The 19,628-nt window shown below is 34.0% G+C and carries 17 protein-coding genes, 1 riboswitch and 1 other annotated feature; of the genes, 12 read left to right on the top strand and 5 right to left on the bottom strand.

Features of this window, described 5'->3' with window-relative positions:
• Window positions 1–146: 146 nt before the first annotated feature.
• Window positions 147–281 (bottom strand): DUF3934 family protein, encoded by a 135-nt coding sequence (locus tag AC1M36_RS13315; protein ID WP_017152329.1) that lies wholly within the window; start codon window positions 279–281, stop codon window positions 147–149.
• Window positions 282–472: 191 nt separating this feature from the next.
• Here AC1M36_RS13315 and AC1M36_RS13310 point away from each other — a divergent pair, with 191 nt between their 5' ends.
• The 7 genes from AC1M36_RS13310 (at window position 473) to cyoE (ending at window position 9,488) form a co-directional block, all read left to right on the top strand.
• Complete coding sequence (locus tag AC1M36_RS13310; RefSeq protein WP_336451925.1) at window positions 473–613, top strand: hypothetical protein; 141 nt, start codon at window positions 473–475, stop codon at window positions 611–613.
• Between the two features lie 131 nt (window positions 614–744).
• Window positions 745–1,005: a binding site (T-box leader), on the top strand.
• Window positions 1,006–1,075: 70 nt separating this feature from the next.
• A complete protein-coding gene (gene asnA / locus AC1M36_RS13305) occupies window positions 1,076–2,059 on the top strand; it encodes an aspartate--ammonia ligase (RefSeq protein WP_336451926.1) in 984 nt (327 codons plus the stop codon).
• A gap of 376 nt (window positions 2,060–2,435) precedes the next feature.
• A complete protein-coding gene (locus tag AC1M36_RS13300) occupies window positions 2,436–4,451 on the top strand; it encodes a class I SAM-dependent methyltransferase (RefSeq protein WP_431612893.1) in 2,016 nt (671 codons plus the stop codon).
• A gap of 623 nt (window positions 4,452–5,074) precedes the next feature.
• Complete coding sequence (locus tag AC1M36_RS13295; RefSeq protein ID WP_336451928.1) at window positions 5,075–5,965, top strand: ABC transporter ATP-binding protein; 891 nt, start codon at window positions 5,075–5,077, stop codon at window positions 5,963–5,965.
• Complete coding sequence (locus tag AC1M36_RS13290) at window positions 5,949–7,526, top strand: hypothetical protein (RefSeq protein WP_336451929.1); 1,578 nt, start codon at window positions 5,949–5,951, stop codon at window positions 7,524–7,526. Before AC1M36_RS13295 ends, AC1M36_RS13290 begins: the two co-directional genes overlap by 17 nt.
• Window positions 7,527–7,538: 12 nt before the next feature.
• The gene (locus AC1M36_RS13285) at window positions 7,539–8,342 is read left to right on the top strand and encodes a DUF4097 family beta strand repeat-containing protein (RefSeq protein WP_336451930.1); all 804 of its coding nucleotides are present in this window, start codon (window positions 7,539–7,541) and stop codon (window positions 8,340–8,342) included.
• 228 nt (window positions 8,343–8,570) lie between these two features.
• Window positions 8,571–9,488 carry a heme o synthase gene (cyoE, locus tag AC1M36_RS13280; protein ID WP_336451931.1) on the top strand — a complete coding sequence of 306 codons (918 nt, stop codon included), beginning with the start codon at window positions 8,571–8,573 and terminating at the stop codon, window positions 9,486–9,488.
• 102 nt (window positions 9,489–9,590) lie between these two features.
• Here the strand turns inward: cyoE and AC1M36_RS13275 are convergent, their stop codons facing one another.
• The 3 genes from AC1M36_RS13275 to AC1M36_RS13265 all read right to left on the bottom strand — a co-directional run bounded on the left by AC1M36_RS13275 (window position 9,591) and on the right by AC1M36_RS13265 (window position 12,775).
• Entirely contained in the window at window positions 9,591–10,682 is a 1,092-nt protein-coding gene (locus tag AC1M36_RS13275) for a sensor histidine kinase (protein WP_336451932.1), read from the bottom strand.
• On the bottom strand, window positions 10,679–11,398 hold the full coding sequence (locus AC1M36_RS13270; RefSeq protein ID WP_336451933.1) for a response regulator transcription factor: 720 nt from the start codon (window positions 11,396–11,398) through the stop codon (window positions 10,679–10,681). The genes AC1M36_RS13275 and AC1M36_RS13270 overlap by 4 nt, the downstream gene beginning before the upstream one ends.
• Window positions 11,399–11,545: 147 nt before the next feature.
• Entirely contained in the window at window positions 11,546–12,775 is a 1,230-nt protein-coding gene (locus AC1M36_RS13265; protein WP_336451934.1) for an aspartate kinase, read from the bottom strand.
• 231 nt (window positions 12,776–13,006) lie between these two features.
• Window positions 13,007–13,193: riboswitch (Lysine riboswitch) on the bottom strand.
• Window positions 13,194–13,392: 199 nt separating this feature from the next.
• Here AC1M36_RS13265 and AC1M36_RS13260 point away from each other — a divergent pair.
• The 4 genes from AC1M36_RS13260 (at window position 13,393) to AC1M36_RS13245 (ending at window position 17,913) form a co-directional block, all read left to right on the top strand.
• Window positions 13,393–14,301 carry a DoxX-like family protein gene (locus AC1M36_RS13260; protein WP_336451935.1) on the top strand — a complete coding sequence of 303 codons (909 nt, stop codon included), beginning with the start codon at window positions 13,393–13,395 and terminating at the stop codon, window positions 14,299–14,301.
• A gap of 4 nt (window positions 14,302–14,305) precedes the next feature.
• Window positions 14,306–14,917: a DUF4166 domain-containing protein gene (locus AC1M36_RS13255; RefSeq protein ID WP_336451936.1), complete on the top strand. Its 612-nt coding sequence runs from the start codon at window positions 14,306–14,308 to the stop codon at window positions 14,915–14,917.
• 5 nt (window positions 14,918–14,922) lie between these two features.
• Complete coding sequence (locus tag AC1M36_RS13250; protein ID WP_336451937.1) at window positions 14,923–16,539, top strand: YndJ family protein; 1,617 nt, start codon at window positions 14,923–14,925, stop codon at window positions 16,537–16,539.
• A gap of 111 nt (window positions 16,540–16,650) precedes the next feature.
• The gene (locus tag AC1M36_RS13245) at window positions 16,651–17,913 is read left to right on the top strand and encodes an MFS transporter (RefSeq protein WP_431612895.1); all 1,263 of its coding nucleotides are present in this window, start codon (window positions 16,651–16,653) and stop codon (window positions 17,911–17,913) included.
• A 35-nt stretch (window positions 17,914–17,948) separates the two neighbouring features.
• On the opposite strand, the gene AC1M36_RS13240 is transcribed toward AC1M36_RS13245, so the two are convergent.
• The gene (locus tag AC1M36_RS13240) at window positions 17,949–18,410 is read right to left on the bottom strand and encodes a hypothetical protein (protein ID WP_431612896.1); all 462 of its coding nucleotides are present in this window, start codon (window positions 18,408–18,410) and stop codon (window positions 17,949–17,951) included.
• Window positions 18,411–18,976: 566 nt separating this feature from the next.
• Between AC1M36_RS13240 and AC1M36_RS13235 the strand changes: the two genes are divergently transcribed.
• On the top strand, window positions 18,977–19,540 hold the full coding sequence (locus AC1M36_RS13235) for an undecaprenyl-diphosphatase (RefSeq protein WP_336451940.1): 564 nt from the start codon (window positions 18,977–18,979) through the stop codon (window positions 19,538–19,540).
• The last annotated feature ends 88 nt before the right edge of the window (window positions 19,541–19,628 follow it).

The following is a 19,628-nucleotide window of genomic DNA, read 5'->3' as shown; positions in this document are numbered from 1 at the left end:
ATGAAAAAAGCTATTCTTTCACAAATGTGAAAGAATAGCTTTTTTTCATTATGAACGTAATAATTCCATTTTTCTTTGCTTAAAGTAAGTGGACATTAGCGCTAGTTATAATGTATCGAATTCCTTGCTTTTATCATGTTTTTTAATTATTTTTTTGTACCTTTACTTTTATAAGGTTTCGCATTTTTCTTTTTCTTAGCACTAGATTGCCAACGGTTCCAGCCCTTACTTCCTGTTCCTTGACCGGTACCTTTCTTAGCTTTTGCTTTCGTTTTACTCATATTATCACTCCGTTACTATTCTATAAAAAATCTACTTTGATAGCAGTCAATGTCTTTGAAATATAATCTCGAGATATGACTATGTTTGTTCCTATTCGTTATGAATCAGAACAAACAACTGAATGATATAGTATATCATAAAATCGACAGTAATTTGCATAGATCTATTCAAATTGTAGAACGTTAGACATATGAAAAGAAGTACAAAGGAACTGAAAATGATGAGAAATACAATGGATTCTATTTTTCGAATGCTTACCCTTCTTGTCATATATATGATGGTTACTTTAGGTAAAGTGTTTTTTGGAGCGAAGCCACAAAAGAAGCGATAACTCTCATAAGGTTTTAAAGAATCGATAAAGAAATAAAATAAAGAATTGAAAAATATTTTTAAATTTTTGTTGACTTTCTTATTTTTTTGTATAGAATAATCATTAATAAAATGTTTCAGAGATGTGACAACAAAACGACTGTGAAAGGACGAGTAGTAGTAGGACGTAGTCAAAGCGAGTCAGGGGTGGTGTGAGCCTGATACGAAGCCTGTTATGAAGAACCTCCTGGAGTCGCTAACCGAAATCCTTTAGGGGAAAGTAGACTTAGCCGGGAACTTCGCCGTTACAAGAAGAACAGTATCGAGATTTCTCTAATCTCCGTACTGAATAAGTGAGCAACCTCTGTTGCTAATTTGGGTGGTACCGCGGAACTAAAGCCTTTCGTCCCAGTTTTTTGGGAAAGAAGGGCTTTTTTTGTTGGTTTCTTTCCACTACATCCAAACATTTTAGGAGGAAATAGGTATGTATCAATCATTAATGACAGTAAGAGAGACACAAATTGCAATTAAGGAAGTTAAAACATTTTTTGAGGATCAATTAGCAAAACGTCTGGGATTATTCCGTGTATCTGCACCATTATTCGTAACGAAAAAATCAGGTTTAAACGATCACTTAAATGGTGTAGAACGTCCAATTGAATTTGATATGCTTCATTCAGGAGAAGAGTTAGAAATTGTTCATTCACTAGCGAAATGGAAACGATTTGCCTTGCACGAATATGGCTACGAAGCTGGTGAAGGTTTATATACAAACATGAACGCGATTCGCCGTGATGAGGAACTTGATGCAACACATTCAATTTATGTTGACCAATGGGATTGGGAAAAAATTGTTCAAAAAGAATGGCGTACAGTAGATTATTTACAAGAAACAGTACGAACAATTTATGGAATATTCAAAGAGTTAGAAGATCATTTATTTGAAAAATATCCGTTTCTTGGTAAGTATTTACCAGAAGATATTGTATTTGTTACATCACAAGAATTAGAAGATAAATATCCAGAGTTAACACCGAAAGATCGTGAACACGCGATTGCAAAAGAGTACGGTGCAGTCTTTATTATCGGAATTGGTGATGCGCTTCGCTCTGGTGAAAAACATGATGGACGCGCAGCTGACTACGACGATTGGAAATTAAACGGAGACATCTTATTCTGGCATCCAGTACTGCAATCTTCATTTGAGTTATCATCAATGGGAATTCGTGTTGACAGTAAATCACTTGATGAGCAGTTAACAAAGACAGGTGAAGATTTCAAACGTGATTACGATTTCCATAAAGGTATTTTAGAAGACATACTTCCACTTACAATTGGTGGTGGTATTGGACAATCAAGAATGTGCATGTACTTCTTACGTAAAGCGCATATCGGTGAAGTTCAATCTTCTGTATGGCCTGATGAAATGCGTGAAGCTTGTAAGAAGGAAAATATTCATTTATTTTAATGAAAAATGAATTGAATTATTTTTTGAATATAACGATTTATAGGTCTAAAAAAAGAATGATTTAAATTCACTTTACCTTTTTAATGGTTTTGAAGTGTGAAGTTCTTCAAAAAAGCATCCGAAATATCAAAGGTTATCTTTTTCTGTTGAAGATAAAGCAGAAGAAAAGAGATACATGATATTTTTGGATGTTTTTTTACGTTTCATAAATTGGAATACCATATATGATTAAAAGAAGTAACAGCTAATTGTATGATAGACTGAAGTTTAAAATAACATGTATAGAGTAATGAATCTATTAGGATGCAGATTACGCATTTGCTTTATAGATGTCTCTGACAGAATATGCATTGAATAACCAAAAGGGGAGTAGAGTATGTTACATAGTTTACATGCAATAGAAGAAGTACGAAACGGAAACATATATACGAAAGAAGCAAATATATGGTTAGGGTTTTTATTAGAAGAATATGGGACAGTAAGTATAGAAAGAAATTACCAGAGTGTATTAGAGTATGTGGAACGGACGCTAAGGCATTTAGAAAAAATGAATGTTTCATATGGTATTCGTGCTCGTGTAGAAACTGTATTGTGCTGGAGTGAAGTATCTAAGTGTGGTTCTGTAACGCAGCGCAAGAAGTGGAAGGATTTAGGGGTATCATTTTTAGCACATAACGAAGATTCAGCTTATATTTATAGACGCTATTTTCCATATGATGATGTAACGTTTACACTTATTCGTACACATGGATTAATAGGGCAAGTATTACGAGGAGAAGTATCCATGAATTCTCATGATGAATTGGTAAGATTATGGAAGCGAGGTGTGATTCAAAAAGATGAACTGCGTGAAGTGCTTCGTGTTTTAAATGAATGTATTGTTACTGGGGTATCTGATAAGTTATGGAAAAGAGTACAAGGAGAGGTATATGAACGTATTGAACAAATACTTTGTGGAGAACTGATTGAATATAGTGTAAAGGAACGAATTCGGCGGTTACGTACGAATGCTTCACCTAATGATACATATTTTGTTCAAGAATATGATTCAATTATGAATGATAGGTTAGAAGAAATGTTTACAGTTCTATTTGATTATGACCTTTGGTATGTAGAAGCAGCATTAACTCATTTTAGTTTTGAGGAGTTCGTGAAAGTGTTTGCATTAGCCTACCAACGTATTACTGAGAAGAATGTAGATCATATCAGTTTCCAGCCTCTTATGGGCGCATTGTATTATGAGAGAGAGGAGGGAAAATACTTAAATATTTATACGAAACGAGCAATTGAAAAAGTATTGCGAAGTGTATCAATAGTAGAATTGCTAAATATGACTCAAATTCCTCAATCAGAAATGTATCCTGAATTAAAGGAAACTGAAAATGTATTAACAATTGGTTTTGGAACAAGTGAAGTTGGAAAAACACTCATCGAGTTTTGTTTAGCTTGTAAAAAAGAAAATAATGCTCATTATGAACAAGCAGTCATAATGTTATGTGAAATATTTGGCTTACGCAGGGATGTGTTTGATCGGTTGGAAAATGAGGAAGAATATCTTTCGCATATGAATGGGAGTGTAGATGATAAAGTTGCGGTTCTTCTATATGTAGTAGGAGATATAATAGTAGAAATTGGTCCCGGTGGGGGCGCAATGATAAATAAATTTAAAGAAGTTTATCCGAATAAATCGGTTATTGGTGTAGATTTGTCACGAAATGTAATTGAAAAGTTAACAAGTGATAAATACGAAAAAGGCTACGACTGGGAAGTTACACTAGGCGATGCTTTACACCTTGCTGAAACATTTCATCCGGAAAGTATTTCTACAGTTCATTGTGGCTCAGTGAATCATGAAATCTTTTCTTATGGAGAAACAGAAGGTAAGAAGTTTAATATTGCAACAATGGAACGTTTAGTGAAGAGTGTATTTCAAATATTGACTCCTAGGGGACGTTGGATTATTCGTGATGGAGTGAAAACAGAAGGTGAAGGATGGTGTGAATTGCAGTTTCATGATGAAGCCGCAATGCCTTTCTTGAAAAACTATCAACGTGATTTTAAAGGAAGACAAATTCAAGTTAATACATTAGACGTCGATCGGGTAAGGATGCCGGTTAACGATGCAATGGAATTTTTATATACGTATACGTGGGGGGAGGAAGCATACCCACATGAAGTACAGGAACAATTTGGTGTATTCACCCTTCAAGAGTATATTGACTTTGTAGAGAATGTTGTAGGTTCAGAGAATGTAAAAGTAATCGAAGCAAAGCAGTACCTTTTAGAAGGATATATAGAACATTTATCATCGAAAGTTACATTGTTTGATGAGCAAGGTGAACAAATAGCATTGCCAAATAGTACATGTTTGCTTGTATTTGAGAAAATATAAATTTGTTTGATGTTTGTACTTTATGATACATTAATGAGCGGTAAATTCCTGTTGATTAAAGATTTACTTTATTATATAGGTGATTAAATACCATGAAAAATATACAGGAAATATGTATGAACAGATTAAATCGTTAATTTGGCATATATTTCAATAGGTATCATCACAGCATGTCATTCTATAATTGAAAAGAGTTTTGTAGAGGGAAAAATAAGAAGGTTTTGGTTGTTAGTAGGTTTGTTATTACATTTTATATTTTAGGTTTTAAGAATTATTGTCGAAAGGAATAAGGTGTGAAAAAAGATTCCGAAACAGAGTCAAAAATAATCTGTTTCGGAATCTTTTTTTAGAACATACATTGAGTTTTAGAAGTTTTATCTCATAATAAACTAACAGTAAAATTCCTACCTCGTAATTCAGTGGGAAAATTAGGTGAGAGGTGACTAGACAATAAAATACGAGTTAGTACGGGCTGAAGATACTCTTAATGATTTAAGTTTCAATGTATATTTTAAGCTAATTTTCTCTAGATTTTACTTAGATTTTACTTTCACCACCTACAATGAAAATAAGAAAACGTAAGTGTTAAAAAATGACGTTTCATAAGGCGAGGAGGTAACATGATGGAATTAGTAATTGACCACGTTACAAAAAAATACGGTGGGAAAGTAGCATTGAATGAATGTAGCTTACATTTAAAGCCTGGTATATTGGGACTTTTAGGACCAAATGGAGCAGGGAAATCTACCCTTATGCGTATATTAGCAACAATTGAACAACCGACGAGTGGTAGTGTGATATGGAATGGGGAAAACATTCAAAAGAAACCAAAGTTGTTACGTTCACAGCTTGGTTATTTACCACAAGATTTTGGGGTATATCCAAATATGAATGCCGTTGAGTTCTTAGAGTACATCGTAGCGATGAAAGGTTTAGCCATGAACTCTTCAAAAAAGCGGATTAATGAGCTACTTGATGCGTTAAATTTAACGAATGATAGAAAACGACTATTAGGTGGCTACTCTGGAGGAATGCGACAACGAGTCGGCATTGCGCAAGCTTTATTAAATGATCCGAAATTATTAATTGTAGATGAGCCAACAGTAGGATTGGATCCTGAAGAAAGAATTAGATTTCGAAATTTATTATCTAGTCTTTCTACGGATAGAATAGTTATTTTATCAACGCATATTGTAACAGATATTGAATCAATTGCGACTGATATTGCTTTGTTATCAAAAGGGAATGTATTAGCTCATATGCGACCTGAGCAACTATTAAAGCATGTAGAGGGAAAAGTATGGGAGTGGGTTATACCAGTTTCTGAATTACAGCATGTTCAAAAGAAGTGTATCGTAAGTAGTGCGGTTCACCGGAGTGATGGTATTCATGCTCGTATTGTTTCAAATCATGCGCCTAGTAAAAACGCATATATGATCGCAGCCTCTCTTGAAGATGCTTATCTTTATTATGTTTCTTCGAGAGGAGGGCAGGAAATTGAACAATGTATATAATCTGTTTTATTTTATTAAAAGTAATTTGATTAGACAAATGAGAAGTTATCCGTTCTTAATTGTAATCGGATTAACGATTTTTTTAGGCTATGCGTGTGTTCCTGCAGCTTCTTCTGGTTATGAAGTATTTCAACTTGGTGGTGTGAGAGGGGTATATAATTCGAATTGGCTTGGTGGTATGGGAGCGATGATTTCATCTTTATTCTTATGGTTGTTTGGTTTTTATATGTTAAGAAGTCAAATTTCAGATGATCAGCAATTAGGAATAGGACAATTGATTGCCACTGCACCTATAAGTAAATTTCAATATATTTTTAGTAAAACAATTTCTAATTTTGTTGTTTTAGTTGTCATTGAAATCGTGTTTATAGTTGCTTTTATCATGATGCAATTTATACGAGGAGAAAATTTTTCGTTTCAATTAGGTGGTTATGTATATCCACTTATTTATATTGTGTTGCCTTCGTTGGCACTTTTAGCAGCGTTGACTACTTTCTTTGATGTGTTTCCCGGTTTAAAGGGCGTGATAGGAAATGTTGTTTTCTTTTTTTTATGGGTCTTCTTAGGAATTATGGCGATGGAGCAGCCGAATGATTATTGGGATGTCTTTGGTTTAAATATAATTAGTTCTGATATGTTTCACGATGCAGCAAGTAAATTTGAATTTTTAAGCAAGGGTGAAGAAAATCGTAGTTTTGGTTATTATCCGATAGAAGGGAAGATGCAAACCTTTCAATGGGATGGAGTACATTGGACAAGTGAAATATTGATAACGCGTTTTATTTGGCTTGGAATTACATTGTTCCTCATTTTGCTTACTTCTCTTGTATTTCATAGATTTGGTATGTCTAGTAAAGGGGAAAAGAAGATAACAGAGTTAAGACAGGAGAAAGAATTAATTGCTATGAGTGAACGTAGTAATAATTTAGTTGCATTGACTTCCATAGCGAGAACAAAGGGTATTAGCATGTGGCGTTTAGTAAAAGCTGAGTTATCCATTATGTTAAAAGGCTTTACAATCTGGTGGTACATTATTGCGGTTGGGCTTATAGCATTTGGATTGATATGTCCGGTAGATGTAGCAAGAGAGTGGCTATCTATCGTTATGATTTGGCCAATTGCAATTTGGTCACAGATGATGACGAGAGAAAATTATTATGGAACGGATCAAATTATTATGTCGAGTTGTTCTCCATTTTATAAGTTTTTTGCAACATGGATTTCAGGTATTATAGTGGGTTTTATTATCTCTAGTGGTGTTATCATTCAATTTATATTAATTGAAGATATTTCGCTCTTGCTTTCTTGGCTTAGCGGTATAGTATTTATTCCAACGCTAGCCTTAGCATTTGGAGTATGGAGTAGGACACGTAAATTGTTTGAAGTGGTGTATATGCTTTTATGGTATTTAGGGCCAGTGAATCATCTTCCATATGTAGATTTTCTGGGAGTATCAACGTCATATGCTATTTTGTATATAGGATTATCTATCTTATTGCTAAGCATTGCATTAATAGGACAGTTACAGAAAATGGGAAGATTACGGTTGCTATTCAAGTAAGTAGTCAAGGGGATGAAAGCCATGAAAGAGAGAATATATGTATTTTTACTTATAAGTATAATCACTTTAAGTCTAGTCGCATGTGGTACAAGAGAGAATGAATCGTCAGTTTCCAAACAGTTCACCGCGAAACATATAAATGAGATTTATATAAAAACTGTAGGAGAAAACATTAAAGTTCATTCTACAGCAGAAAAAGATATTAAAGTTGATACAGGAGAGATGAAAGATGTAAAAGTGAAAGCGGATGGAGATAAATTAGAGATTATTATAAAAAACTCCCCATCAATTGTAAATTTGAAAACAGCAACTGTGCAAATATACCTTCCAGAAAAAATATATAAAAAAATAGATATTGAAACAGAGTCAGGTGAAATTATAGGTGAAAATATGTCATCTAAACAATTGGATTTGTACAGTGATTCAAGTGATATGACAATAAAAAATTATAAAGGGGACGAGATAAAAGGAGTTTCTAAATCAGGAGGGATTACGTTACAGGAAGTGGAGGGTAGCTTCGATATTCAAAACAATACCGGGGAAGTTAATGTATCAACTGCTTCCAACTTAAAAAATGAAAATATAATAAAAACTGAATCATCTCATATAAATATAAAGCTAGAAAAAGAGCCGGAAAATCTTGAATTGGATTTGTCGACACAGGCAGGGCGAATCAAAAGTGATTTTTCACTTTCATCTGGTGAAAGAGGGAATGATCATAAAGTAAAAGGCCGTATAGGAATTGGAAAAGAGAATGATACAAAGTTAACAGTGAAGTCTATGACAGGAAAGATTGAGTTAAAGCGCGATAAATAGTGAGAGTATGAAACGGATGTTCATCTGTTTAGAATAAGTTTTTCCTGTATAAATCTCTTTTTCCTGTATTTACTAGGGGATTTTCTAATTTTCATAGATTAACCTTCAATGGTGCACTGTATACTCTCTTTTTCTTGACATGCATATCATATAGTATTAATATACCGAGGAGTATGTTAATACTATATGTATGGTAGAAATACCTGAGGAAAAGGAGTACAGAGTGTCATGGGAAGAAAAAAAGAATTAACAAATTCGAAACGACAGTTATCGGACATTTTATCTCAAACTGTGAAAACTGGAATTATTAAATCGAATTTGGTCCCGATGTTTGCTGGATTGACATTGGCTTTATATAAATATAAAATTAGCCCGTTTGAAAAAATTCCAGAAATTATATTTGCTATGATTGGTTCGATTTTAATCATAGGAGCAGCAGGAGCTTTTAACAATCTGTATGATCGTGATATTGATTCGATTATGGACCGAACAAAAAATAGACCGACTGTAACGGGAGAAATCAGTTTTAAAGCTGTATTATGGCTTGGAATATTCATGACGATTTCTGGCTTAGCATTTCTTGCGCTAACGACATATTTAGCAGCGTTATTAGGGTTTTTAGGTTTATTTTTGTACGTTGTACCATATACAATGTGGAGTAAAAGAAGAACAATTTACAATACAGAGATAGGAAGTATTTCAGGAGCAATGCCACCGCTTATCGGTTGGGCTGCTATGTATCCGGATATTACACATCCAGCTATTATTGGTCTCTTTATCATTATGATTATTTGGCAAATGCCTCATTTCTATGCGATAGCGATTCGGAAACATGATGAGTATAAAGCTGCGAATGTGCCGATGCTTCCAGTAGTGAAAGGAATTAAAAGAACATATATACAAACAAATGTATATTTAATTATATTAATTATTATCAGTTTTCTTTTAGGTTCGTTGAGTATTGGTCTTATGTTAGTATCGCTTCTTTTAAGTATTTTGTGGCTTGCTTTAAGTATTTATGGTTATAAAAAAATGGATTCAGAGAAATGGGCAAAATCATTGTTTATTTTTTCTCTGTTCCATATGACGATTTTATTTTCCACAATTATTATTTATTCGTTAGTGGGTATCTTTTTTGGGAATTGATCTATAAAGAATAAAAAACAACTTCTCCTGTATAAAAGGGGAAGTTGTTTTTATATGAAAGATACATTTCATACGTATTCTTTTGATTATTTCACAATAAGCCTAGTGATTTGGGAGTATAATATGAATTTTTGTGCCTTTACCGATTTCACTCGTAACATGAATTGTCCCATTATGTGCTGTTATAATTTTATGAGCAATTGCCATTCCGAGACCTGTTCCTTCGCTTGAAACATTTGTAGTTGTCCCGCGGTAGTATTGCTTAAATAAATTTTGAACAGTTGCTTCATCCATGCCAGCGCCAGTATCTTCTATTATAATACGTATATTTTCTTGTAATAGAATAGAGGTATGGATCTTTGTTTCCGGAGGATTGTGTAAAATAGCGTTCATAAACAAGTTTTGTAAAGAACGGTGGAATAATTTTGTATCAATTGGAATTATTATGTTTGTATTATTTGATTCAAAACTAAAATGATAATGCTGAGAGCGTGGATCGTTTGTTATATCAGCTATCAGCCTTCTTGTAAATTCAACGATGTTTATTTCTTCTTTTCTTAATGGAATTTGTGAATCTTGAAGACGAAAGGAAAGGTTTAAGTCTTCAATTAATTCTTTCATGTGATCTCCCTTTTGCTGAATTTCTTGCAAAAACTTTTCTTTTTCTCCGTGACTCCAAGTATGATCTGGTGATAACATAAGCGCGCTGTATCCTGTAATATAGGTAAGTGGTGTTTTAAGATCATGAGAGATTCCTGCTATCCATTCATGTTTCATTTTCTCAAGTTGTTCACGTTCATTTTCTATTTCTCTTAATCTATTTGTTAAGTGCTCTATATTTAGAAAGACGTCTTTATATAGGCGGTAAGGCCCTTTTAATTTCCCTGTTTTTTTCTTGTACATTTGTTTCGTGCTTTCTGGTGTCACGTAAGACCCTTCTGCTAGTTGGTTAATCCAAGAAATCATTCGGAATAGAGGCCTACTAATATGCCAGCCATACATAATGGCACCGATAAGAAGAGTACATATAAAGAGGGAAAAAACGATAAGAGCTTCTGTATCCTTGTTATCTTTGCCTATTCCCATAAGAGGTAGTATGCCTTCCATAAAGATCACCATAAAAATCCCCATAAAAAAAGTACCAATACATAAACTACGAATAAAATGAAAGCCTAACCTAAAACCAATTTTCATTTTTGTTGCTCCTTCGTATGCGGGATAAATTTATAGCCAATTCCTCTCAAATTGACAATGTATGTAGGAGATTTAGGGTTTTCTTCTATTTTTCTACGCAATTTAGAAATATGCATGACGACTGTTTTATCATCACCTATAGAGGTCAGTCCCCATACTTGTTCGTACAATTGTTCAGCAGTAAAAATTCGGTTTGGGTGTGTACATAAGAAAGTAAGTAATTCTAGTTCCTTAGCGGTGCAATGTACAGATTTATCGTTTACTGTTAGCAATCCTTCGCTAGGATATAGAGAAAAGGCTTCGAAATGTAGGTTTAATTTTTCTTCATTGCGCTGTTCTTGTATCATATGTTGTCTACGTAATTGGACGTTAATTCGGGCAGCGACTTCTAAAGGATTAAACGGTTTTGTTATGTAATCATCTCCACCAATTCCTAGTCCTGTTAATTTATCTAAATCGCTAGAACGCGCTGTTACAAATAAAATAGGGGTATTTGTATAGTTTCGAATCTGTCTGCATAGTTCAAATCCATCAATATCAGGTAGCATCACATCGAGTAAGATAATATCGAATGGGCGACTCTTAATAAGGTGTAACGTTTCAGCTCCATTGATAGCTGTTGTTATATGCGTGAAGTTTTCTTTTTTTAGCGTAAGTACTAACATATCTAATATGCCTTGTTCATCATCTACTAAAAGGAGTTTTTCTGTTCTCATTATGGAATCCACCTTTACACGTTTTTCGAACCTGTTAGAAAGATATTTGGAAAATATTTCACATGTAATAGTGTAACATAATACCATTTTGTTAGATAAAAAAATAACAACAAAGAGAGATTCCTTGTTGTTATTTTCATAATCAAATTAATTCATTTGTACCAATGGTTCAATTTTTGCCATAAATGATTGGTGAAGTGCTTCTACGCCATCTACTAAATGAAGGCGATCGATGACAACAGATACTTTAATTTCAGAAGTACTTACCATTTTAATATGAATATTTTCTTCTTTTAGTGTAGAGAACATGCTAGCCGCAACACCTGGATTAGATACCATGCCAGACCCTACAATAGACACTTTAGCTAGGTGATTTTCATATTCTACCGATTCATAATGTAGCGTTTCTTGATTTTGTTCTAATACTTCTAATGTTTCTCTTAAATCACTCGAATGAATAGAGAAGGATAAGTGTACAGTACCTTCATTGGTAATGCTTTGAATAATAATATCAACATTAATATGAGCGTTAGCTAATGTAGAGAAAACAGTTGAAAGCGATCCTTGTTCTAATCCTTTCATTGTTACACGTGTGATGTTATCTTCAAATGCAATACCTTTTACGATTGATTGTTGTTCCATGTTACATTCTCCCCTTACAATTGTTCCGTTTTCTTGTTCCATACTTGAACGAACTTCTAAAACGACGTTATGATTTTTTGCAAATTCAACAGCACGTGGATGCAGTACACCAGCTCCAAGATTTGCGAGTTCTAACATTTCATCATAAGAAATTTCATCTAATTTATATGCGTCTTTTACAACGCGTGGATCAGTTGTGTAAACGCCTGTGACGTCTGTATAAATATCACATTTTTTCGCTTTAAGCGCAGCTGCTAATGCGACAGCAGTTGTATCAGAACCACCGCGGCCAAGTGTAGTAATTTCGTTCTCTCCACTTAATCCTTGGAAGCCAGCAACGATTACAATTGTTCCTTCTTGTAAATAAGATTGAATACGTTCTGTGTTAATATTAGTGATCCTTGCGCTTCCGTGTACAGATTCAGTTGTAATACCAGCTTGCCAGCCTGTTAGTGAAATAGCATGATATCCTTTTGCTTGCAATGCCATTGTTAATAAGGAAATTGTTACTTGTTCGCCAGTTGTTAGGAGCATGTCCATTTCGCGTTTACTTGGATTTTCAGTAATAGCCGTAGCAAGTGCAACAAGCTCATCTGTGCTTTTGCCCATTGCAGAAACAACTGTAACAACGCCGTTTCCTCGTTCATATTCTTCAATAATTAAATTTGCTACATGTTGAATGCGCTGAATACTTCCGACAGAAGTACCACCGAATTTTTGAACAATCGTTTCCATTACAAATTCCTTCTTTCGTCCATTTTTATTCATTAATCAGGAAAGGCGTAAAAAACATATAAGAGAGATGTATAAGTCCCTAAATATTCCTGTAGTTACCGGAAAGAAAAACAAAAAACACCATCTCAAATAGGTGAGGATGGTGCTGTTACAGGAAAAAGGAAACAGAAAAAGGAGCTAATAAAAAAACCGCCAAAAAAGGAATATCATAATAAAGCATGATATCTCTTTTTTGTAGATAGCTCTTCATACATACACGTCTGTATATATGACAGTTCTGTTTCTATTCGAAAACAGCCCCAATTGATAAATGCAGAGAAATTTATCAATTTCGGCAACGATTCCTTTTTTCTAAACTCATCGACATCTCTGTGTCTCCTTTAGAATACTTATAAGCGTTGCAACCTCTATCTCACGTTTTGGGCGAGAGTGTTTGGTTTATGAAGTTATTTGGTAACATTTGTTTTATAATAATTAAAATATTATAGGAAATCAAGTGCTTTATAAAAATTTTGAAAATTAAATCTATTTATAAAATGAAAGAATTATTTGAAAAATATAGATGAAATCATATTTTACATATAAATTAGTATATAGAGGGATTGGAGGGAGAGAGGATGAAGAGACAGAAACCGATTTATGTTCAAACAGAAATAGAAACATCAATGGAGGAACTATGGAAGTATACGCAAGATCCAATGTTACATGCAGAGTGGGATGCGCGGTTTACTGAAATATCATATTTAGAGAGAAAAGAAGATGAACCACAACGTTTTTTATACAAAACAAAAATTGGTTTTGGACTCGAAATAGCTGGTGAAGGAGAAGTGGTAGGGGAATTACAAAAGGAAACAGGAGAAAGGATATCTTCGCTAAAATTTTGGACAGGCAGTAAACTTTCATTGATAAAAATAGGAAGGGGCTATTGGAAGTATACACCGAATGGGAAAAATATTTGCTTTGAAACGCAGTATGATTATGATACGAGGTTTGGCGGTGTAGGGAGAATTATAGATTCATATATATTTCGGCCACTATTAGGGTGGGCGACAGCATGGAGCTTTGATGCTTTAAAATTATGGTTAGAAAAAGGGTTTCATCCCAGCTTGCTAATAAGGAAATCGATTACGTATTGGTTTATTTGTTTTATATTTTCTTTTGTATGGGTGTATCAAGGGCTTGTGCCAAAAGTATTATTTAATCATCCAGAAGAGGTACGGATGCTTTCTGTACTTATTGGTTCGAACGAAAATAGCATTTTTGCTCTTGAAATAATTGGGTTTTTAGAGATAGGATTCGGGATCATATGGTTGTTGCCATTTCAAAAACAGAAGTTATTGCTGCTACACATTATTATTTTAATTGGTTTAACCATTGCAGCAGGATTCACAAATATCTTGAGTTTTATCCAACCATTTAACCCTATTACCTTAAATTTTATATTAATTGGATTATCAGTTATTGGTTATATGAACAGTGATGATTTACCAAGAGCGAAAAATTGTAAGAGAAAAAGGAAGGGGTAAATGCGTGACTAACATCTATGAACGATTATTAGGAGAATCTTATCAGCAGCTACATCCAAAATTACAAAAACGTTATGCAATTACGGAAAACAATCCTTTTATAGGTGAAGGGAAAATGGATGAAATTGATGAAGGATCGTTTCTTGTTAAAATATTTTTACGAGTTGCATCGAAATTTCACATGTTTTTTTCAGAAAGAGGAAAAGAGGTACCGTTTACGATACATAATACTGCTGAAAAGGATGCGAAAGGAACTATCTTTGTAAGGTGGAATAGGATGTTTCTGTTTGGCAACAAAAAACGTTACTTCAATGCTGTTATGTACTTGGATACGAAGCAGAATGAAATTATTGATTACTTTGGTGAACCGCATTTGCTTGTATCAACACTTGCATTTTATGTGGATAAAGAAGGAGCAATGCATATCTCATCAAAAAAACAATGGTTTTACGTATTTAGGAAGAAAATACCACTACCAAAATTTTTATATGGAGAGGCGAAAATTACAGAGAGCTATGATGATGTGTTAAATCGTTACAAAATTCATGTTCAAGTACGAAATCCATTGTTTGGGCCGCTTTTCTCTTATAAGGGAACGTTTATAGAAGGGGATTAAAATCGATGAAAAATATAGTTGTTGGACTTATTTGTTATATGATTTTTCTTATATTGGAATGGCCCGTACTAAATCCCGTTGAATCAATTATATTGCTATCTATTCTTCTATTCATACCAATGTCACTTTGTATTATTGATAAGGAGAAAAGAGATGGATCTCAGGTTTTATTTTATAAAACTGTATCGTTACTTTATCCAGTTGCTGCAATCAGTGCAATGTTGGCTTTTGCAACGGGTTATTTTTTCTTTGCAGTTATATGGTTTATGTATACAGGCATGATTGCATTGTTCGGTGTAAATAGATTGTTAGAAAGAGGTTGGAAGCCACTAGAAGAGACGGCAATTGATAGTGGGTTTATTTATTTGTTTTTAGGTGGTTTTTGGTTTTTTGCCTCTGTAGCAAATCTATCAATTATGCAGTTTAGTTCTGATATCGTTTTGCTTACAGCAGCTCACTTTCATTATTCTGCATTTTTACTTCCCTTATCTATAGGATTACTCGGGAGAAAGCAACAAAAGAAAAGTAAACGATTTGAGATGGTTATGTTTGTTATTATAATTTCTCCGATGACAGTAGCAATTGGTATTACTTATTCGAGGACATTCGAGTTCTTTGCGGTATTCATTTATCTCATTTCCCTTTATGCTTATGGTATTTATGTATGGAAAACAAAATTCACTTCGATAAGTACAAAAATCCTTCTTATCATTTCATCAAGTACACTTATGATAACGATTCTGTTTTCACTCGTATACTCATATGGAAACTTGAAACAAGTTATGACAATCACCATTGCACAAATGGTTTGGATTCACGGTGTTGTGAATGGGATTGGGGTAGCGTTGCCTGCCTTTATTGCTTGGATGCTTGAAAGGAATACGCCAGCTTATATTCATTATGGAAAACCGATGAGTCGTATGAAAGGGAAAATGAAAGTAGAAGGAACAGATTTTATAGAGGAGAATGTATATACAGGCCTTGTAAATCAAATGAGTGATTTTCATAGCGTGCAGTTTGATGAAAGAAAAGTATCTCCACTTATTATAGATTTTTATAAGCATACGAAACATTATCAATTAAAAGCGAATATTAAGTGGTCCCGCTGCTTTCGCCCTTTTGCCTTTCTCTATGAAAAAATGAGTAGACGTATGCAACAAATTCATTTAGGAATGGGGAATAGATGGGAATCTATGCATGGGGATATCATTGCGATAAATGATGAGTGCGATGGTAGAGAAGATGTGAGGGGATGGGTTAGAAAAAATGAACAGGATGAAACGATTTTTATAGCCCTTTACTCGCAGCATACATATAGCGGAGAAACATATATGAATATTGCATTGCCATTACCTTATTCGAATATGACAGGTATTTTAAAATTACGTAATGATAACAACGACCTTATCATTACTAGCAGGTTAAGAGAAAGTACAAAAGGAGATGAAGGGATTTACTTACATACTCGTTTCTTTACACTTCGATTACCGTTAGCTGAGACATTTACGATAAAAGAAAAAAATGATGAGATTTTAACAGCACATCATCAAATGTGGATCTTTGGCGTGAGGTTTTTAGAGATTGATTATGAGATTGAGAGAATGGAAGAGAGATGTCATTGAAATAACTTTTTGATATATATATATATATAATTTAATTGTTAGAAAAGAGGAAAAATTTAATGTTATAATAAAAGGAAAAAGAAGGAAGGTATTTAGGGGAAGGTGATACATATGCAAGGAGAGGTGCAGACAGAAAATAAGGGGAGTTATGTAAGTAATTTATTGTTACCTGTTACAAAATCACGCCATTTTACTTTTTTATGGATTGGACAGCTTCTTTCCGTTCTAGGAAGTTCTATTACGATGGTAATCCTTCCGGTAGTTGTATATACATTAACTGGATCCACAGTTGTTATGGGAACGACGATGGCTATGTATATGCTACCGAATATTCTCGTTTTACCGTTTTCTGGGCTAATTGTTGATCGTATAAATCGAGTGAAGTTAATGTTGTTTACCGATATTGTTCGGTGCATATTAATGATCACACTTGCGGTACTTATGTTTACAAATACTTTAACAACCACGATTTTATATGTGCTAGTAGCGATATATGGACTAATGGAGGGGATATTTCAACCTGCATATGCAGCAGTGCGAGCGAGGGTCTTTGTACCGGAAATTCGTAATGCGGCTAACGCATTAACACAAATGAGTAATCAAGGCGTTCGCTTAATAGGTCCAGCCCTTGGTGGTCTTATTGTTTCGGTTGCATCAGCGGGAATTGGATTTGGTTTAGATGCATTGACTTATTTCCTATCTTTTATCTGTCTATTGTTTTTAAAAGATGTAACAGCTAAAAAGGTACAGGAACAAACAAATCAAAAAATGAATTTCAAAAAAGATTTTACAGAAGGTATTGTTGTCTTAAAAAGCCATCCGTGGCTTTGGATTACAATTTTAGCATTTTCATTTATTAATATTTGTCACGCAGGAATTATCGTTGTATTAATCCCTTGGCTATTTCATATACATCATCAGTTTGAACCGTTTGTCTATGGGATTGGAATGGCATGTTCTGGAGTGGGGGCTGTTGTGGCAGCTCTTATTTTTGGAGGGAAACAGAAGTGGAAGAAAAGGGGATTGCTTGCCTATGGAGGTGTCCTCATTAGCGGAATGTCACTATTTCTAATGTCTTTTGTTTCGTGGGCGCCAGGGTTAGTAGCGTTAATGGCGTTAGAAGGGTTTGGAATCATGATTTTCGGTTTAATTTGGGAAACGAGCTTACAAGAACTTGTACCAGAAGAAGCGTTCGGAAGAGTAGCAAGTCTTGATATGTTAGGGTCTTTTGCATTATTACCGCTAGGGTATATCGTTGTTGGCTGGTTGGCAAATATAATTGGTGGTACTGTGACGATTACGATTTTAGCCATTGCAGCTATTGCGGTAGTAGTAATCGCGCTCCTTGTTCCAAGTATTCGTCAGTTTGATTAATAGTGAAAAAAGTAAGTTCTGCTAAACGGCAGAGCTTACTGTTCGTGAAAGAAAAAAATTTGTGTATGCTGTTTTGCTGTGCTTTCAGGGTGACCGTTATAACTAAATTGGTCCTCGTCCCAGCTAATGACGATGTCAAATGAGTTTGTGTCCTCAGATAATGGGAATTGCATTTTTGGAAGCCGAGTTTGACTATATGCTACACGTATGTCGGACTTATTGAAAGGACTAAAAACGGCTTCTGAATTTGGGTTGTTGTCGCGTACTTCAATAGATACGTTACTTACATCTTTACCGATATTTTTAACAAGTAAGCTGTATGTATGAAACATACCTTTTTTTGATTGCCGTGCTGTAGAATCTTTCGTTTTATCAACTTCAATATACCACTGATTAGATTTTGATATAACAGGAAGTTCTGTAAAAGTTACAGCGCTTGTTTGAAGTGGAACTGCAAAACAGAGGAAAGTAAGTAAGAATAATATTTTTCTTTTCATGAATCATTCTCCAATTCACTATTGCTGATTTTTTATTTTGTTAGCATGTACGAATTAAAATGGAACTATGCATGTATTTGTGATTCGAAATACGAGAAGGATAAATATGAGTTTTGGCTGGATGATAAAGAACAGGTTGCGTTCATTCGTTTTGATGATGCCGATGTTCAATGAATAGGCTTAATGTTAGGAGGCTAGTATAGATAGTCTCTTTTTTATGTCTAAATTCTTGCAAGTAAATTAAAATGGTCATATTTTATCTTACCAGTAATTATTAACGTAACGGTATTGATTCAGCGTTTATGAGTCATACATGTTTTACTAAAATAGATTGATGAAAACTCCTTATTGACTTTCTGTAAAGAAAATAGATGTAGTTCTTAAATTGAACAATATATAGAACGAGTTAAGTAGTTGAATGTAAACTTTAAATAGGAACCTTACAAAAATGTAATGTTTATGTCATGAAAGAAGATAGTACATTACGAATCATTCTTTTAAAATGAAGTAGATTATGCTTTTTGGTTACATATAGCATAGGTTAAAGAATTAAAGGAGATTATGTAATGAGTTTTCAGAATTTAGATTATGAATGGTTCCATTTTATAAACAGTAAAGTGCAACAATATCCACTGATTGACAATGTAATGATACTACTTGCAGAATATGTACAATATGCTTTCGTGCTATTGCTTGCTCTATTATGGATAAGGAATAAACCTAATTTTCGTGTAATGGCTTTTCAAGCGATGGTCGCATTTACTTTAGCGTATTCGATGAATAGAATCATTGAACAATTTCTTTATAGAGATCGACCTTTCGTTTCACACAACATCACACAACTCGTAGATCACGCTGCTAACTCTTCTTTTCCAAGTGATCATGCAACATCAGCAGTCGTGATTGCAGCTACATTATTGCTATCTGCATATCGTTTTAAGTATACTTGGTTTTTCTTAGCACTAGGTGTAGCTTTCTCGAGAGTGTGGGTCGGAGTACATTATCCATTTGATGTAATTGCAGGAATTGTACATGGAGTATTGGTAGCGCTATTTACACAGTATGTTGTATTTAAAATACGTCCTGTCGCTACGTTAATTGGAAAACCTATTTTTCAAGGAAAAAACTAGTTTTATAAAATGAATATATTTGTACCTAACAAAAAACTGTCCTAAATCAAAATATTTAGGACAGTTTTTTGTTGTTCTTTTTTAGGAC

The sequence above is a fragment of the Bacillus sp. Medicinal_06 genome, from assembly GCF_056711665.1.
The sequence above is the reverse complement of the archived record's forward strand: the minus strand, read 5'-3'. Positions and strand labels throughout refer to the sequence as shown.